At 65.3% G+C, this 15,064-nt stretch carries 13 protein-coding genes and 1 pseudogene; 4 read left to right on the top strand and 10 right to left on the bottom strand.

All coding sequences use genetic code 11. From position 1 onward, the window contains the following. Nucleotides 1-8: 8 nt before the first annotated feature. Both ACOGI4_RS07540 and fabZ read right to left on the bottom strand, forming a co-directional pair. Nucleotides 9-1,310 (bottom strand): Fic family protein, encoded by a 1,302-nt coding sequence (locus tag ACOGI4_RS07540; RefSeq protein ID WP_419841066.1) that lies wholly within the window; start codon nucleotides 1,308-1,310, stop codon nucleotides 9-11. 367 nt (nucleotides 1,311-1,677) lie between these two features. Beyond that, on the bottom strand, nucleotides 1,678-2,133 hold the full coding sequence (gene fabZ / locus ACOGI4_RS07535; RefSeq protein ID WP_419841065.1) for a 3-hydroxyacyl-ACP dehydratase FabZ: 456 nt from the start codon (nucleotides 2,131-2,133) through the stop codon (nucleotides 1,678-1,680). Between the two features lie 531 nt (nucleotides 2,134-2,664). Here fabZ and ACOGI4_RS07530 point away from each other — a divergent pair. Together ACOGI4_RS07530 and ACOGI4_RS07525 are read left to right on the top strand one after the other, a co-directional pair. Continuing rightward, a complete protein-coding gene (locus ACOGI4_RS07530; RefSeq protein ID WP_419841064.1) occupies nucleotides 2,665-4,251 on the top strand; it encodes an HNH endonuclease in 1,587 nt (528 codons plus the stop codon). A 230-nt stretch (nucleotides 4,252-4,481) separates the two neighbouring features. Continuing rightward, the gene (locus ACOGI4_RS07525; protein ID WP_419841063.1) at nucleotides 4,482-4,835 is read left to right on the top strand and encodes a hypothetical protein; all 354 of its coding nucleotides are present in this window, start codon (nucleotides 4,482-4,484) and stop codon (nucleotides 4,833-4,835) included. A 134-nt stretch (nucleotides 4,836-4,969) separates the two neighbouring features. Here the strand turns inward: ACOGI4_RS07525 and ACOGI4_RS07520 are convergent, their stop codons facing one another. From ACOGI4_RS07520 to trpA, 3 genes are read right to left on the bottom strand one after another with little or no spacing between them, the layout of a single operon-like run. Further along, nucleotides 4,970-5,350 carry a c-type cytochrome gene (locus ACOGI4_RS07520; RefSeq protein ID WP_419841062.1) on the bottom strand — a complete coding sequence of 127 codons (381 nt, stop codon included), beginning with the start codon at nucleotides 5,348-5,350 and terminating at the stop codon, nucleotides 4,970-4,972. Further along, on the bottom strand, nucleotides 5,347-5,697 hold the full coding sequence (locus ACOGI4_RS07515) for a hypothetical protein (RefSeq protein WP_419841061.1): 351 nt from the start codon (nucleotides 5,695-5,697) through the stop codon (nucleotides 5,347-5,349). Before ACOGI4_RS07515 ends, ACOGI4_RS07520 begins: the two co-directional genes overlap by 4 nt. 57 nt (nucleotides 5,698-5,754) lie before the next feature. After that, nucleotides 5,755-6,528: a tryptophan synthase subunit alpha gene (gene trpA / locus ACOGI4_RS07510; protein ID WP_419841060.1), complete on the bottom strand. Its 774-nt coding sequence runs from the start codon at nucleotides 6,526-6,528 to the stop codon at nucleotides 5,755-5,757. Between the two features lie 169 nt (nucleotides 6,529-6,697). Between trpA and ACOGI4_RS07505 the strand changes: the two are divergent. Continuing rightward, a pseudogene (locus ACOGI4_RS07505) lies at nucleotides 6,698-7,726 on the top strand (DEAD/DEAH box helicase); the annotation flags it as partial. Nucleotides 7,727-7,873: 147 nt separating this feature from the next. After that, a complete protein-coding gene (locus ACOGI4_RS07500) occupies nucleotides 7,874-8,782 on the top strand; it encodes a hypothetical protein (RefSeq protein ID WP_419843145.1) in 909 nt (302 codons plus the stop codon). Nucleotides 8,783-8,968: 186 nt separating this feature from the next. Here the strand turns inward: ACOGI4_RS07500 and trpB are convergent, their stop codons facing one another. From trpB to ACOGI4_RS07475, 5 genes are all read right to left on the bottom strand, one after another. Next, entirely contained in the window at nucleotides 8,969-10,144 is a 1,176-nt protein-coding gene (trpB, locus tag ACOGI4_RS07495) for a tryptophan synthase subunit beta (protein ID WP_419843107.1), read from the bottom strand. A gap of 184 nt (nucleotides 10,145-10,328) precedes the next feature. After that, complete coding sequence (locus ACOGI4_RS07490) at nucleotides 10,329-11,018, bottom strand: phosphoribosylanthranilate isomerase (RefSeq protein ID WP_419841059.1); 690 nt, start codon at nucleotides 11,016-11,018, stop codon at nucleotides 10,329-10,331. A 22-nt stretch (nucleotides 11,019-11,040) separates the two neighbouring features. Further along, on the bottom strand, nucleotides 11,041-11,355 hold the full coding sequence (locus tag ACOGI4_RS07485) for a putative quinol monooxygenase (protein WP_419841058.1): 315 nt from the start codon (nucleotides 11,353-11,355) through the stop codon (nucleotides 11,041-11,043). Nucleotides 11,356-11,563: 208 nt separating this feature from the next. After that, nucleotides 11,564-12,754: a YgfZ/GcvT domain-containing protein gene (locus ACOGI4_RS07480; RefSeq protein ID WP_419841057.1), complete on the bottom strand. Its 1,191-nt coding sequence runs from the start codon at nucleotides 12,752-12,754 to the stop codon at nucleotides 11,564-11,566. Beyond that, on the bottom strand, nucleotides 12,751-14,937 hold the full coding sequence (locus ACOGI4_RS07475; protein WP_419841056.1) for an anthranilate synthase component I: 2,187 nt from the start codon (nucleotides 14,935-14,937) through the stop codon (nucleotides 12,751-12,753). Before ACOGI4_RS07475 ends, ACOGI4_RS07480 begins: the two co-directional genes overlap by 4 nt. Between the last annotated feature and the right edge of the window lie 127 nt (nucleotides 14,938-15,064).

The raw sequence follows: 15,064 nt of genomic DNA, 5'->3' as shown, positions 1-15,064 counted from the left end.
CGCAACGGCTACCGATCCGCATACGGGTCCGCGGCGTTCAGCGGGGGGCGGTTGCTGCGAATCTGCTGCCAGATGTCTGTGAGCTCGGCTGACGGTCGGTAGCGACGACCCCGCTTCTCGCCGGCTGGCATAAGCAGGCCCGCCTTGGTCATGGCCTGTAGATCGCGGGATGCCATGCCGGTGCTGATCGGCTCACCGTCGGCTGTTTCGGTTCGCACGAGATACAGCGCTCTTCGCACCATCCACCCGCGGGCGGCATCGCACAAGGTGCCGACTGCTCGCTCGGGCACGCTGCGCTGCTGGGCGAGCTGACTGCACGCGTCCCACAGGCTCTCGAAGTCTCGAATGCGCTGAAGCACGGTGCGGGCTTGGCGAAAGTGCGCCGTCAAGCAGAACTGAATCCATGAGCGCGCACTGTGCTGCGGTGACCAGCGGCCGCCGGTAACAGCGTTCAGGGCTGCGTAGTACTGCAGCGTGTTGCGTCCGAGGTATTCCTCGATGCTGAGGAACTCCGACGCCAGCGGGTCGCCGTTTCGGCTTGCTGCGGCGGCGAGGACGAGGGTTTGCACGCAGCGCGCCATCCGGCCGTTGCCGTCGCTGAACGGGTGGATCAGCACCAAGTTGAGGTGCGCCATCGCCGCGGCGACCATCGCGGGCACTTCGGCGTCGTTGGCGAGGCGGCTGCACTGCTCGAAGAAGTCGTCGAGCAGCGGTTCGAGGACGTGGCGATCGGGAGCGTCGTAGACGGACTCGCCGTCGGCATCGGCAACCCAGATCGCACCCGGTCGCAGCTGGCCAGGGTTGCGGGCGATGTCGTGCTTGATCATCATGAAGTGCAGCGACCTCAGGGTGGACAGGTCGAGCGGTGGTTGGAATGGCCTGGGTGCCGCTGGGTGCTGCGGCTCAAGTGGCGGGTCGGGCGCGGGGCGGATCCGAGGCTGGTTTGGCCCATGCTCGCCCGGGGCTCGGGCGACTGCGCCATGAGCGCGGTCGGGTGGCGACACCCCGGCAGCCAGTTGCAGCGCGTACGTCATCGCATCGCGGTAGCCGGAGATTGCGCGGATCGTGTCGCCCGGCAGGTCGGCCGACAGCTCACCTTGGTCGATGACCGCAGCAGCATCCTCGACGCTGGCGTGGTAGCCCTCGATGGAGTTCGAGCCCTGCACGGCGCGCGCGAACTGCGTTCGTCTGAGGGTGCCGTACCAGCGCCGTCGCATGCGCAAGTACGGCCGAAGCTGCTCGCGCAGCTGCTCTATCTCGCCGATGACCGCCGTGTCGGCGGCGGTGGTCGGTGGCGCTTCGTAGATCACACCATTCAAGCTATCAATCTTATCGTCATATTACGACAATTATTAATTGTCGTAATATGACGAGATAATCCCACCTAATGCGCGAACCCACGCTGCCTGCGGCGCGTCGACCCAGCCGCCTCGTAGACGTAGGCCGACACCAGCTCACAGCCAGCCTGCGAGTGCCGTTCTCGCGGTCAGCTCAGCAGGTGAAGGGCCGACCCCAGCTCCCAACCGGTCCGCTGGCATCGCTCGCGTGCTGTGCGCCGCAGGCGAATCAGCCGTTGGCGTGACCAGCGAAGGTTCGCTCGCCGTGTGGACAGCCGCCAAAGCCCAAGCAACGCTGAAGCGGGTGCGTCGCCCGGGTCACTACCAATAGCGAACAGGCTCAGGCTCGGGCCTCAGTGTCGGTCTCGGTGTCAGCGTCAGCGTCGGCGATGAGGAACATCATCGAGGCCTCACAGGCCACCTGGCCATCAACCGTGGCTGTACCGGCGGCTCGGCCTGCTCTGGTCGAGAGGCGGTCGATGGTGGACTCCAGGCGCAGCGTGTCGCCCGGGATGACTTGGCGGCGAAAGCGCGCCTTGTCGATGCCGCCGAACAGCGCCAGCTTGCCTTCGAGCGACGACGCCGAGGCCGCAGCGAGACCGGCCGTCTGCGCCAGCGCTTCGACCATCAACACGCCCGGCAGCGTCGGCCTGCCGGGGAAGTGGCCAGCGAAGAAATCCTCCTCGCCGCTCAGATGCCACAGCGCAACGCAGCGCTCGCCGGGGTCCAGCTCCGCGATCTCGTCGACCAGCAGAAACGGCGCCCGATGCGGCAACAACTCAGACGGCCGCGGCAACACAACTCCGCTCGGCCCTACGTCCACGGCACCCGTTCCTCGCAGACCGCCAGCAGCGTGGCGCGATCATGCAACACATCAACCGGCACAGGCGGCAGGCCTCCCTCCATGGCAGCCTCCGCTGCCGGCGGCCGTCACTGTAGGCACCGCCTGTAACGCGTGCGCGGACTGCGCCGCCCAGATGAGCTGTGCTGCTGCGGTCCGTGTGAGGCCGTGACGCGTGCGCGGACTGCGCCGCCACCAGCGCAGCTGCGTTCGAGGTGTTGGCCGCGCAGACCGAGCAACTTGGGCGAGACCGGGCTGCTGCGCGGACCAGCCGACGGCGACACGCCTGCGATCGTGTCACACCCCTTCCCTACCTTCGGGCTCATGGAGATCGACGACGTCCGCAGCGACGACCGCGCTGCCGGCATGCGAAGCGGGGGCCACGCTGCGCAACCGAATGAGCCGAGCCGCGCCGAACCTCTGGGCAGGCCAACCGAGGGCCATGCTCCGACGAACGTGTCACACCCCCTGCCTACGGTTGCTTCCATGGCTATCGGTGACGACGTCGGGGCCCGTGGCGGCAACAGGCACCCTGGCGGCGACCGCGCGGCAGGAGTTGTGGCATCCGATACGGCTGATGTGCTGCCGGATGCGTGGCTGGGTGTCGAGGTGTCTGGACTGTGTGATGCGGGGCTGCAGGCGCGGCTGGCGCAGGTCGGACGCGCCCGGTCGCAGCTTGCCGCGGTCGAGGCTGCTGCGCTGCGCGAGATCATCCGCCGCGACGGCGAGGCCGCTGCTGCGCACACTGCGGTGAACGTGCTGTCGGTGTCGGGCCGCGCAGCTCGCAGCGACGTCAAGACCGCAGTCGCGCTCGGCGGGCTGGCCACGACCCGTGACGCGCTGGTGTCGGGCGCAGTTCCGGCCGGGCACGCACGACTGATCGCTGACGCTGCGGGTGAGGTTCCGGTTAACGAGCAGTTCCTGGTGGAGCGTGCGAGGGTGCAGGGTCATGACGAGTTCCGTCGCACCGTGGCCCGCCATGTCGCTGTTCGCAGCGGCGACGACGGCGCGTCGCTGCTGGAGCGGCAGCGCAGTCAGCGTTGCGCGCGGGTGTTCACCAACCGCGAGACCGGCATGACGGTGGTCAACGGCCAGTTCGACCCGATTGTCGGCGCCCGCATCGCCGCAGCCGTCGACGCCGCGACCGGGCGCCTGTTCCGCAATGAGGATCCCCATGCGCGACGCACACCGGCGCAGCGCACCGCTGACGCTGTCGCCAAGCTGATCTGCGAACCGGACACGGCGCGGCCTGCGGGCACATCGCTGGTGCTCATCGCGGACTACGACACCCTCAACCAGCACATCGCGAATGCGCGTCTTGCGAACGGCACGCCCGTCCCGATCAGCGAGATCGCCAAGATCGCCGTCAACGCAGGGATCTTGCCCGCTATCTTCAGCACAGCCACCGGCGAGCTGCGCATGGGCAGACGCCGACGGGCCGCGACCGAACTGCAGCGCAGCGCCTTGGCAGTACGCGACCACGGCTGCGTCGGCTGCGGAGCAGCACCCGAGCTGTGCCGCGCGCATCACATCGTCGAATGGCAACACGGTGGCAACACCGACCTCGACAACCTCGTGTCAGTGTGCCACTACTGCCATCACAACAAGATTCATCACGATGGCTTCACCGTCGAACGCAGCCCCGACACCGGCCGCTACCGACTCCAGCCACCCGACAAGACGCGACCGGCAGCCACAGCACTACCGACCAACCGGGCATCACCAACATCACCCGACACCCAGCAGCCCGCAGCCGACCCGCAGCCGGCCCAGCGACTATCAACGAAACAGCCGCGAACCGACCCGCAGCCGGCCCAGCCATCCGAGCCGCCCGCAGCCGATGCCAGCCGCCGCCGGCGCCGACCAGCACCAACACCGACGACAGACCGAGAGCCCACAGCATCGCTGCCCCCAGCGACAAGCAAAGCAGCCCAACCACAGCGAAACAGCGCGCCGACTGGCGGGGCATCCCCAGCTGCGCGTCCGCCGCGCCAACCACCCGAACAACCCGAATGCCCCGCAGCAGATGCCAGCGCTGCCGCGGACACTGCGAACAGAGCGCCGCCCGAATGAACCGAAACGGCTGATGGACCAGCAAGGAAATGGACGAATTAGCTGAGTTGATGGTTGATTGGTTCGACGGCGAATGTTGGACACTTTGGCGTGCTCTAAACCTCACGTACGAGCACGCATGGTCGTGAGAGTCCAGCGAGCGATCAAGCTCAATGTTGAGCTAGATATGTCGGCCCGCACGCAGCGAAGCACGCTGCGAAGCATAGAAGACAGAAAGGGGCGCTGACATTATGGAAGGGAATGAGAGTGAGGATGAGCCGCTTGAAGCTCGGATCATTCGTGAGGATTTTGCAAGCGCATTAGATGCAATTCTGCTCTGCAAAGAGAACGAAGTTCTGTCTGAGGAGTGCATCACGAATGTCATCTACCAATCATTGTCGCCACTTATGGATACTCGGCACGGCATTGACACCATCTTTGATTTCTTTGCGGCAGTCACGGTACTCCTGATGAAGGGCAGTTTCACCGATCCTCTACTCAGAGAAGAGTATCAGTCGTCGATGATGACTATGATTGGCAACTACTGTGTGCAGTTTCATGGACCGCTGATGCCCCCAATTCACCAAACCGAAGAAGAAGTCTGACAGAAAAGGCTGGTGATAGCCCACATGTTGTCCGGCTTCCGTTGCCCTCAACTCGCTATGGCAACCGTAGTCGTGGGTCTATCGTACGGCACGAGATGCACGAGAGCGGAGCTGCGGCGGTCGGAACCCGAGGGTCAGTCACTACCGAAGGTGCTGCGCTGGTAGGCCACGACGCTGGCGATCTCGGCATCGGTGAGCAGGCCGCCGAACGGTGGCATCGTTCCTCGCCCGCTCCACACCACCGACAGATGATCGCTGACGCTCAACCGCTCGCTGACACCTTCGAGCGCTGCCCCCACACCACCGCTGCCGTCGCTGCCGTGACAGACCGAGCAGCTGTCGGCGAAAACCTCGCTGCCGAGTCCCACATCGGCTTGCGCATAGGCATCCTGCAAGCGCGCTAGATCGGCTTCAGACGCATCGCCGGCACCACAGCCTGCGACGCCGAATGCTGCGCCGAGCACCAGCGCAAGCGCAGCCCGAGCACGGCGCTTCACATCGGAGCATTGGCTCACGCGGTCACCCGCTCGGTACCGACGCCGGTGTAGCGGCTCGGCGGCTCGTGCCAGCGACGCGACACCCAGCCGGCATCGCGGTAGTGGGCGTGGAAGTGATCGGGTATCTGGCGCATGACCCGATCCACGGTTCCGCCTGCGGGTCCGAATCGCTGCTCGCCCGCCTCGACCAGCCGAGCCAGCATCGCAGCCGCCTCGTCGTGCGACGGCTGCGTGCCGTGCCGCTTCCAGACCACCATGGGCGTGGCGCAGATTTCGCAGTCGGCAACCCAGCACAGCTCGTCCTCGAAGTACCAGTGGGTGAAGCGCGCCGCCTCGCACAGCTCACAGTCCGGATCGAACCGCATCCGAGCAGTATCCGAGCGCGTCTGAGCTGCATGGCCAGGATCGACTGAACTCACCGGTCAGCCGCGATCCAGCGCCGTCCGGTACGCGGCCACGAGCTCGCCCACCGCTTCAGGCCCAGCGGACATCAAGGTCCGGACGACAGCGGAGCCGATGACCACGCCATCGGCTACTGCACACGCTTCCACAGCGTGCGACGGCGAACCGATGCCCACGCCCGTCAGCACCGGTCGGTCGGTGAGCGCCACGCAGCGCGCAGCCAGCTCCGTTGCCGTGCTGGCGAGCGACGAGCGCTCTCCGGTCACGCCGAGCAGCCCAATCGCATACACGAAGCCGCGCGACGCCTCACACAAAGACGCCAGCCGATGCTCTGGCGTGGTGGGAGCAGCCAACAGCACTGCCTCGACGCCTGCGGCAGCCGCCACCTCGAGCCACGGACCCGCCTCCACGAACGGCAGATCAGGCAGGATCGCACCCGAGACGCCGGCGTCCGCCAGTGCCGCAGCGAACCGCTCGTGGCCTTGGCGGTGACAGAGGTTGTAGTAGGTCATCACGGCGTGAGGCACGCCCGAATCGAGGCCTCGTGCTTGCTCCAGCACAGACGCCGGCGTCGCACCCTGCTCCAAAGCGGCAGTCGAAGCCCGCTGGATGACCGGCCCGTCCATCACGGGATCCGAGAACGGAATACCGATCTCGATGGCGTCCGCGCCAGCCGCCGCGGCCGCTTCCACGGCACGCTCCCAGCCCGCGTAGCCGCCGGTGACGTAGGGCACCAGCAGCTTCGCCCCAGCGCCACGCCGCTCGCGCAGCCGAGCTTCGAGCGCGCCGTTCACGGCTGCCCGCCACGTCGTGCCAGGTCGCCCTCAGCGGTCGTGCAGACATCCGCGCAGGTGTGCATGCCGGGCACGTTCATCATTCGGTCGCGTTCCTCGACGGCACGGCCCGAGGGTTCAGCAACGCGCAGTTGCGGCGCCCAATCACATCGTGCAAGCTACTTGCACGATGCGCGCACGGTACGAGCCATCAACACGATTCCAGCTACGCCCCTACCAAGCGCAGTTGCTCGCCGACGTGGAAGCCGCTTTCAACGCAGGCGCTCGACGAGTGATGATGCAACTGCCCACCGGTGCAGGCAAGACCGTCGTAGCCGGCGAGCTATTGGCCAACGCACAGCGAAACGACCCGTATGCGGCGCACATCTGGCTCACCCATCGTGACATCCTACGCCAGCAGACATCAGCATCACTACAGCGTAATGGCCTCAGAACCTTCGACGCATCGTTGCTCCCGACAGCCACCCGCCGATGCCAATCCGGCACAGTCACGATCTGCTCAACCGCTGCGAAGACACTGCCACCGATATCGCGAGGCACGCGGGCCGGTGTGATGATCGTCGACGAGGCACACCATTCTGTAGCCAAAACATGGAAGTCCAAGATTGAAGCGTGGCCTAGCCGAGTGCTCGGCATTACGGCGACGCCGTGGCGGATGAGTGATACAGAAGGATTCGATCACCTCTATCAAGCGTTGGTACAAGGGCCTGAAATCGCCGATCTGCAATGCGGTCACGAACCGGCCTTGGCGCGCGCAGAGGTGGTGTACCCGGCTGGAATCAGTTTTGACCGTAACCGGCTACAGGTTAGCCAACTCGGCGATTACACGGTATCTTCGGTCGCAGCGGAGCAGCGACGACTCTTGCGCCTGCATTCGGCCGCAGACTGGCACCGTGTCGCAGCCACGAGTGCTGGGCGAGATCCGAACCATACACGGACACTCTGGTACTGTGCTTCTGTAGCTGCCGCAGAGGATTTAGCGTCACGCCTGATGACAGCAGGCGAGCCAGCAACGGCTGTCACAGCGGACACACCAATACGGGAACGGCAGAAGGCCATCGGCATGCTGCAACACGGAAAGTTAAGGCATGTCGTATCGTGTGAGGTGTTCACGGAAGGTCTGGACGTTCCCAATGTGGATGTCGCCGTGATCTTGAGGCCGACAACGAGTCTCGTATTGCATCTGCAGATGATTGGAAGAACACTGAGGCCTCCCGGTCCAGTTCTGATACTAGACGCAGCTAGGAATACCAAGACGCACGGGTTGCCGTGTCAACCGCGTGCTTGGTCACTCCTTCCTCGTCGCAGACAAGAAAGACTAACGTCTACCGAAAAGGCTTGGCACGTGAACTGCATCAGCCTTTGTAGTGCACGGTTTCCAGTTGGCTGCAATCGCTGTCCAAAATGTAACCATTGGCAACGGAAGCAATGCAGGTCTTGTGGCAGGACACGCCGTCTGAATAAGTTTGCAAAATCGGATTCAATATTACGTAGACTTAGCGGGGATCATCGCAAGCGCCGCGAAGATGAATGCTTCGACTGCAAAATCGATGGGAAAAAGACATTTGTCGCGGTAACCTCAACGAATGCACGACAGCATGATCAACAATCTAGCGGTTCTTCGGTCCTGTCACCACAGAAGAAGCTGCGAAATCAACTGGCGGACTGGTTGAATAATGGTGAACGGGTAACGTATGTGAATGAAGACCACCAAGTTGCGCGATGGCACTTGTCAAAATCGGGAACTCCGACAGTACACATACGCACCGAGCAAGGCTGGGGAACGCTCGTGGTCACCAAGAAAGGGAATCAACTCCTGAAGGTACAGGGGACTCATGAGTGGCAAGACCTCGGCCCGCTGACACACAACGAGATGCGGACTACGCCAAAGCAAGCAGCGGCTTCGGCAGTTACCAGTTTTCGCATGCCAACATCAAGACCAACATCAAGGGAGCCGCAGGCCCGACGGACTCTTGATCCTGTTGTTCCTTCCGCTGGCGACAAATCTCGGTGGGAACTACGGGATCAACTGATCGAGCGCATCACAGGCGGTGAGCGGGTTATCGCCTACAGCGCTGGCGAGAAGATTGGCGTGTGGAAACTCTCACAGAAAGGCAACCCGCGGGTAAGCATCAACACAGCGAACGGCCCGGAGTATCTCGTCGTGACCCAGAACGGTGAGATCGTTCACAAACCGCCGCATTCCGATAAGTGGCTTCGACTTGGACCGCTGACCGAGCAGCACATGCGGTGAGCGGTCGCCGTCAGGCAAGGAAACTACCGTGGTGACCAAGCAGGGCAGACTCATTCGTCAGCGCCGAAGGTCGGGTGAATGGGTAACCGTAGGAACGCTGGCAGATTCCAACATTCGGTTTGAGAGCCTCAGAACCACGAACGCCGATAGCTCATCGGTCGGCTGAGCCGTTCGCGGCATACGCGCTCAGGCAACTGGGGCGGCGCCGGCATCGGCACCGAGCAGGCTCATCATCTGGTCGACGTCCTTGTCGCCGCGGCCGGAGAGATTCATCAGCACAATCTGACCCTGCAGGCTCGGTGCCTCGCGCACGATCCAAGCCAGCGCATGCGCACACTCCAACGCGGGGATGATGCCCTCGGCCCGACTCATCAGCGTGAACGCCGCAACCACCTCGTCGTCGGTCACGCTCGGGTACTCCGCACGGCCGATAGCTGCGAGGTAGGCGTGCTCCGGCCCCACGCCGGGATAGTCCAGCCCGGCAGAGATGGACTCGGCCTCAAGCACCTGGCCGACTTCGTCCTGCATCAGGTAGCTGACCATGCCGTGTACCACACCGTGCACACCCCGCCCGACCGCGGCGCCTCCCGCAGGCTCCACGCCCACCAGCCGAGCCTCGCCGTCGGCGAAGCCCGAGAAGATCCCAGCAGCGTTGCTGCCTCCGCCGACGCACGCCACCACCACATCCGGCGCACCGCCGGTCAGGTCCTTGCACTGCGCGGCAGCCTCGTCACCGAGGATGTGGTGGAACGTGCGCACCATCCACGGGTACGGATGCGGCCCCATCACCGAGCCCAAGCAGTAATGCGTGTCGCCAACCGTCGCCACCCAGTCGCGCAGCGCCTCGTTGACGGCGTCCTTCAGCGTGCGGCTGCCGGAAGTGACCGATTCCACCTCCGCACCGAGCAGCTGCATGCGAAACACGTTCAGCGCCTGCCGGTCCACGTCCACCGCGCCCATGTACACCTTGCAGTCCATCCCCAGCAGCGCTGCAGCGGTGGCCGTCGCCACACCGTGCTGGCCGGCACCCGTCTCGGCCACCAGCCGCCGCTTGCCCATGCGCTGGGCGAGCAGCGCCTGGCCGATGACGTTGTTGATCTTGTGCGAGCCGGTGTGGTTGAGGTCCTCACGCTTGACCAGCAGGCGCACACCGAGCCGGCGCGACAGGTTGCGGCACTCGGTCAGCGGCGAGGGTCGGCCCCCGTAGTCGCGTAGCGTGGTCTCGAACTCGGCAACGAATGCCGGGTCGGCCCACGCCTCCCGAAACGCTGCCTCCAGCTCCTCGCACGCCGCCACCAGCGTCTCAGGCACGAATCGGCCGCCGAAGTCACCGAAACGGCCATCGGGCGTCGGCTCGCCCATGACCGACCGAGGACGCTGCGAGTCGTCATGGCCAGAGTTCTCGCGGTCAGCGTTCTCGCGGCCAAAGTTCACGCGGTCAAAATTGTCGTTCAACGATGCTGCTGCCATCTCGCCCTTTGCTCGGTAGTCCTGCACAGTCGCTTGCTCAGTCGTCCTGCGCAATCGTCCTGCTCAATCGGCCAGCTCAGTCGTCGCGCCAGTCGTAGGGTGCCCCGGGCGCAGGTGCCGTCACCGTCGCTCCCCCGGACTGGCCCGTGCCCTCATACAGCGCCCCAGCCTCTTTCGCCGCCGCAATGAACTCGCGCAGCGCGAGCACGTCCTTGTGCCCAGGCTGAGACTCCACGCCCGTTGCCACATCGACACCCCACGGCCGCACCAACTCGATGGCCTGTGCCACGTTCGAAGCCCGCAGCCCACCCGCGAGCAGCAACCTCATGCCGCGATCCCTGCCGTCCAGCTGTCGCCAGTCGAAGACTCGACCGCCGCCAGGCGACGGGCCGTCCAGCAAGAGCACCGAGGCGCCGTAGTCGCGCACTCGCTCGACATGGGGATCGCCGGCCACGAATGCCTTGATGAGCCCAGGCACCCGCTCCGCGACCCAGCGGCAGTCCGCAGCCGGCTCGTTGCCGTGCAGCTGGGCGAGGCGCAACCCGGCACCGTCCATGATCTGCACCACCCGCTCAGGCAGTTCGTTGCGGAAGACACCCACCGTGACGATCCCGCCAGGCAGCCGTCGAACGATGTCGCGTGCCAGCCTCGGCGAGATCTGCCGCGGCGACCCGGACACGAAGTTGAAGCCCACAGCGTCAGCGCCCATGCCGACCGCGACAAGTGCGTCCTCTTCGTTCGTGACGCCACAGACCTTGACGAACATAGCTCTAGGTGAGGCGGTGCCCTCAGAAATCGAGGCCCTTTGCCACAGCGGGCTCCAGGAAGAACAGCTCGGGGCGAGTCGCCGTGAACTCACGGGTCGCCTTGCCGAACTCCTTCATCTGCTCGGAACCGCCGTGCGCCTCCAACGCTGCCTGGTCGCTGTATAGCTCGTAGAACCACACTACGTCGGCGTCGTTGCTGTCCTTGTGGGCGGCGTACACCTCGGTGCCCGGCTCGCCGGCCACATTGCGCATCCCGATGTCTGCGATCACGTCGAGCAGCTGATCGCGCATGCCTTCCTTGGCGGTCAGCTTGGCCAAGAGCGCTGTCTTTGCCATGTTGGTCTCCCTTGCGGTTCTGTGAACTCGTCAGTAACGGACTGGTCTCGAGCAGGCTGGTCTCGAACAGACTGATCTCGAACAGACTGATCTCGAACAGACTGATCTCGAACAGACTGGTGTCGGACTGGCCTTGAGTGGTGAGCGTAACTCCGGCGAGCAGCGCGACGGCCTCAACCCGCAAGGCACCGCACGCCCCCGGGCTCGCTCACCACAGATCGAACAGCGAGACCGCCGAACCGGATTCGGTCCACACTTCGCTGGCTGCGTCTCGCTGCACCTTGGCGAAACCGACGAATTCGTCGGCCAGCGTTCGAGCGCTCAACACCGTGCCGATGCTGGTGGCGCCGCCAGTGCTCCCGTCACTGCTGCCGCCGGTGCTGCCGTCACTGCTGCCGCCGGTGCTGCCGTCACGGCCAACCAGCCGGTCGCCGGGCGAGACGGCGCGTGAGGTCCGAAGTCGGCGAATGGTGCGGCGCCCGCCGGCGCGCGAATCGATGCGTTCCACCAGCTCCTGACCTCGGTAGCAGCCCTTCGTGAAAGATGCGGCGCGTTCTACGAGACCGGTCTCGTTCGGGATGTCGCCCGGCTGAATCTCGATACCCATGGCCGGCAGTCCGAAGGCCATGCGCAGCGCGTCGAACTCGTCCGCCGAGAGGCGCTCGGCCTCGGCCGGCACGCCGACAGCACCACTGTCAGAGCCACTGCCGGGGCGCACCAACACGTCATGGCCGCCTGCACCAGGCCAGTGCGCCGCGCGCACCAGGACTGCTCCAGCGTCGTTGTCTGAACCGTGTCCGGCGTGGTCACCCGCGCCACGACCCGCGCCGTGACCCAAACGGTCTGCCGCATCGTCGCCGGCAGCGTCTCCTGCCCCGTCACCGGCCTCGTCCCCACGCGCATCAGCCTCGGCGCTGAGCACTGTGCTTGTCGTCCCGCTTGTCATTGCGCTTGTCATCCCGCTTGTCATCCCGCTTGTCAGTACGCCAGCCGCCGCGCTGGGCATTGATGTGGCGCTCGAACCAAGGATCGAACCGGGCACCGAGGCCGCGCTCGGCATCGCTCCTCGCACGGCGTGCATCGTGCGCTGCTGCGGAGCGATCGCCACCTTCATCCTCAGCTTGAAACGCTCCAGCGAACTCGATATGGCCTCGCCGTAGCCGACATCGGTGTCGGCAAAGAATGTGTCGGCAGCGACACGGGTGATGGCAAAGGCGGCCTCGATGCGCCCACGAGGCGTCAGCAGGAACGACAGCGCGCTCTCGCCCTGCGCCAACGCGGCCACATCAGCGGAGACCTGTCCTTGCAGGTACGCCTCGGCGTCTGGCCCGCTGATCACGACGACGTCACGCGGACATGTCGCAGTGACCACCCGATCCAACGCAGTCACATCGCTCATCTGCTGCTCCTCGCTCTCCAGCCAGGCACCAGTCGCTCGACAGCGTTGTGCACCAGCGTCAATCCGACGCCGTCGTCGAGCGACATGATCGACTCCGGGTGGAACTGCACCGCAGCGACCGGCAGCACACGATGCTCGACGGCCATGACGATGTCGTCGTCGAGGCTGACTGCGGTCACTTCCAGCGAATCCGGCACCGCCGAGCGGCGGGCGTACAGCGAGTGGTAACGGCCTGCGCGGAACTCTCTGGGCAGTCCGTCCAGCAAACGCCCGCCCAGCACACGGATGGCTGACGGCTTGCCGTGCATCGGCGTTGCCAGCTGTCCCAGAGCGCCACCGAAGTGCTCCACGATGCCCTGCAGCCCCAAACAGACGCCGAACAGCGGCAGCCCAGCGGCCAGCGTGGCTTCCACGACGGCATCGATGCCGAAGTCTGCCGGTCGGCCCGGACCCGGAGAGAGCACGACGAGGTCGAACTCGCCGGCGTCGATCTCCTGGGCGGAGAAGCCGGCGCGGCGCGTCACCACCGTGGCGGCGGTCTGGCGCAGGTAGTTGGCCAGCGTGTGGACGAACGAGTCCAAGTGATCCACCAACAACACCCGCCGACGGCTGGATCGGACGGAGACCGCACCGGTGTCCGGCGCCGAGCGCGGTCGGCGGATGGCGTCGAGGAATGCAGATGCCTTCAGCTCCGTCTCGGCTTCTTCCTGCTCGGGGTCCGAATCCCACAGCAAGGTTGCGCCCACGCGGACCTCGGCATGCCCGTCGACGACACGGATGGTGCGCAGGGTGAGTCCGGTGTTCAGACTGCCGTCGAAGCCGACCTTGCCGACAGCGCCGCCGTACCACGCACGCGCCGTCCGCTCGTGCTGCTCCAGGAACATCATGGCCGCGGTCTTGGGCGCACCGGTCACCGTCACCGCCCAGGTATGGGACAAGAACGCATCGAGCGCGTCGAACCCCGGTCGCAGGCGGCCCTCGACATGGTCGACCGTGTGAATGAGCCGCGAGTACATCTCGATCTGGCGACGGCCGATCACCCTCACCGTGCCCGGAACGCAGATGCGGCTCTTGTCGTTGCGGTCCACGTCGGTACACATGGTCAGCTCGGACTCGTCCTTGGACGAATTGAGCAAGGCCAGGATCTGCGAGGCATCGTCGATGGGGTCCTGACCCCGAGCGATCGTGCCCGAGATCGGACACGTCTCGACCCGATCGCCCTCCACCCGCACGTACATCTCCGGCGACGCGCCGACCAGCCACTCCCCCGCGCCGAGATTGATGAGGAAGCCGTAGGGAGATGGATTCTGCTGCTTGAGGCGTCTGAACAGTTCCGAGGGCGGTTCAGCGCACGGCTCGCTGAACGTCTGGCTGGTCACCGCCTCGAACAGGTCTCCCCTGGCGAAGTACTCGTGCGCGGCCCGCACCCCCGCCGCATAGCCGCCGGGCTCATGGTCCCGACGTACTTCCCGTTCGAGGTCGGGTTCGAATGGCACGCGATCTCCGCCGCCGGACAAGCCGGCAGTGCTGCGCCCGTCCACTGCGAATTCGTAGCGGTGACGCTGTGCGATGCCGCTCTGATGATCCACGATCAGCAGGTCATCGGGGAGATAGAGCACCACATCGCGCTGATGAGCGGGGCGCGGCAGCGTCAGCCGGATCGGCTCGAACTGGAATGCGAGGTCGTACCCAAACGCCCCGTAGAGGCCCAGGTGCGGATCGTCGCAGGCGAACAGGTCGACGAGCGCCCGGACCACGGTGAACGTAGACGGCTGGCGGCTCCGCTCCTCCTCGGCGAAGCGTTGAGCGGGGCGCTCGATGGTGCAGGCCACCGAGCCGGCACCGTCGCCGGCCTCGTGGCGAAGGTCCGCGATACCTGCTTCGGCGCCCAGCGCGTCAAGCGCGTCATGCACCGGTTCAAGCAGGACGGCACCGCGCTCGTTCAGCGCCTGCACCCGCACCGCTTGGGCCCGGCTGGTGATGACCAACGGCGGGTCGGTGAAGCCCATGTCCCAGCGGGTGTAGCGGCCGGGATACTCATAGCTCGACGACAGCAACACGCCGCGCGCTGCGTCGAGCCGGTCGACGAGCGCGTCGATCTCGGCAGCGCCGTCCACCATGACGGCGGCGTGCGAGATGGTGACGCCCCCGTCGGATCGATGCTGCGGTGAGGTGACGGCCACGGTCGTCGTATCAGGGGGTCGTATCAGGGGTCTGGGTCAGGACTGCTGTGTCAACGGTCGGGCATCACTGGCAGGGCAGTTGCGGGCAACCCAAGCACCATCGGCACCGTCTCGGCCAACGCGGTCA

The organism is Candidatus Poriferisodalis sp., assembly GCF_965205175.1.
Lineage (GTDB): Bacteria > Actinomycetota > Acidimicrobiia > Acidimicrobiales > Poriferisodalaceae > Poriferisodalis.
The sequence above is the reverse complement of the archived record's forward strand: the minus strand, read 5'-3'. Positions and strand labels throughout refer to the sequence as shown.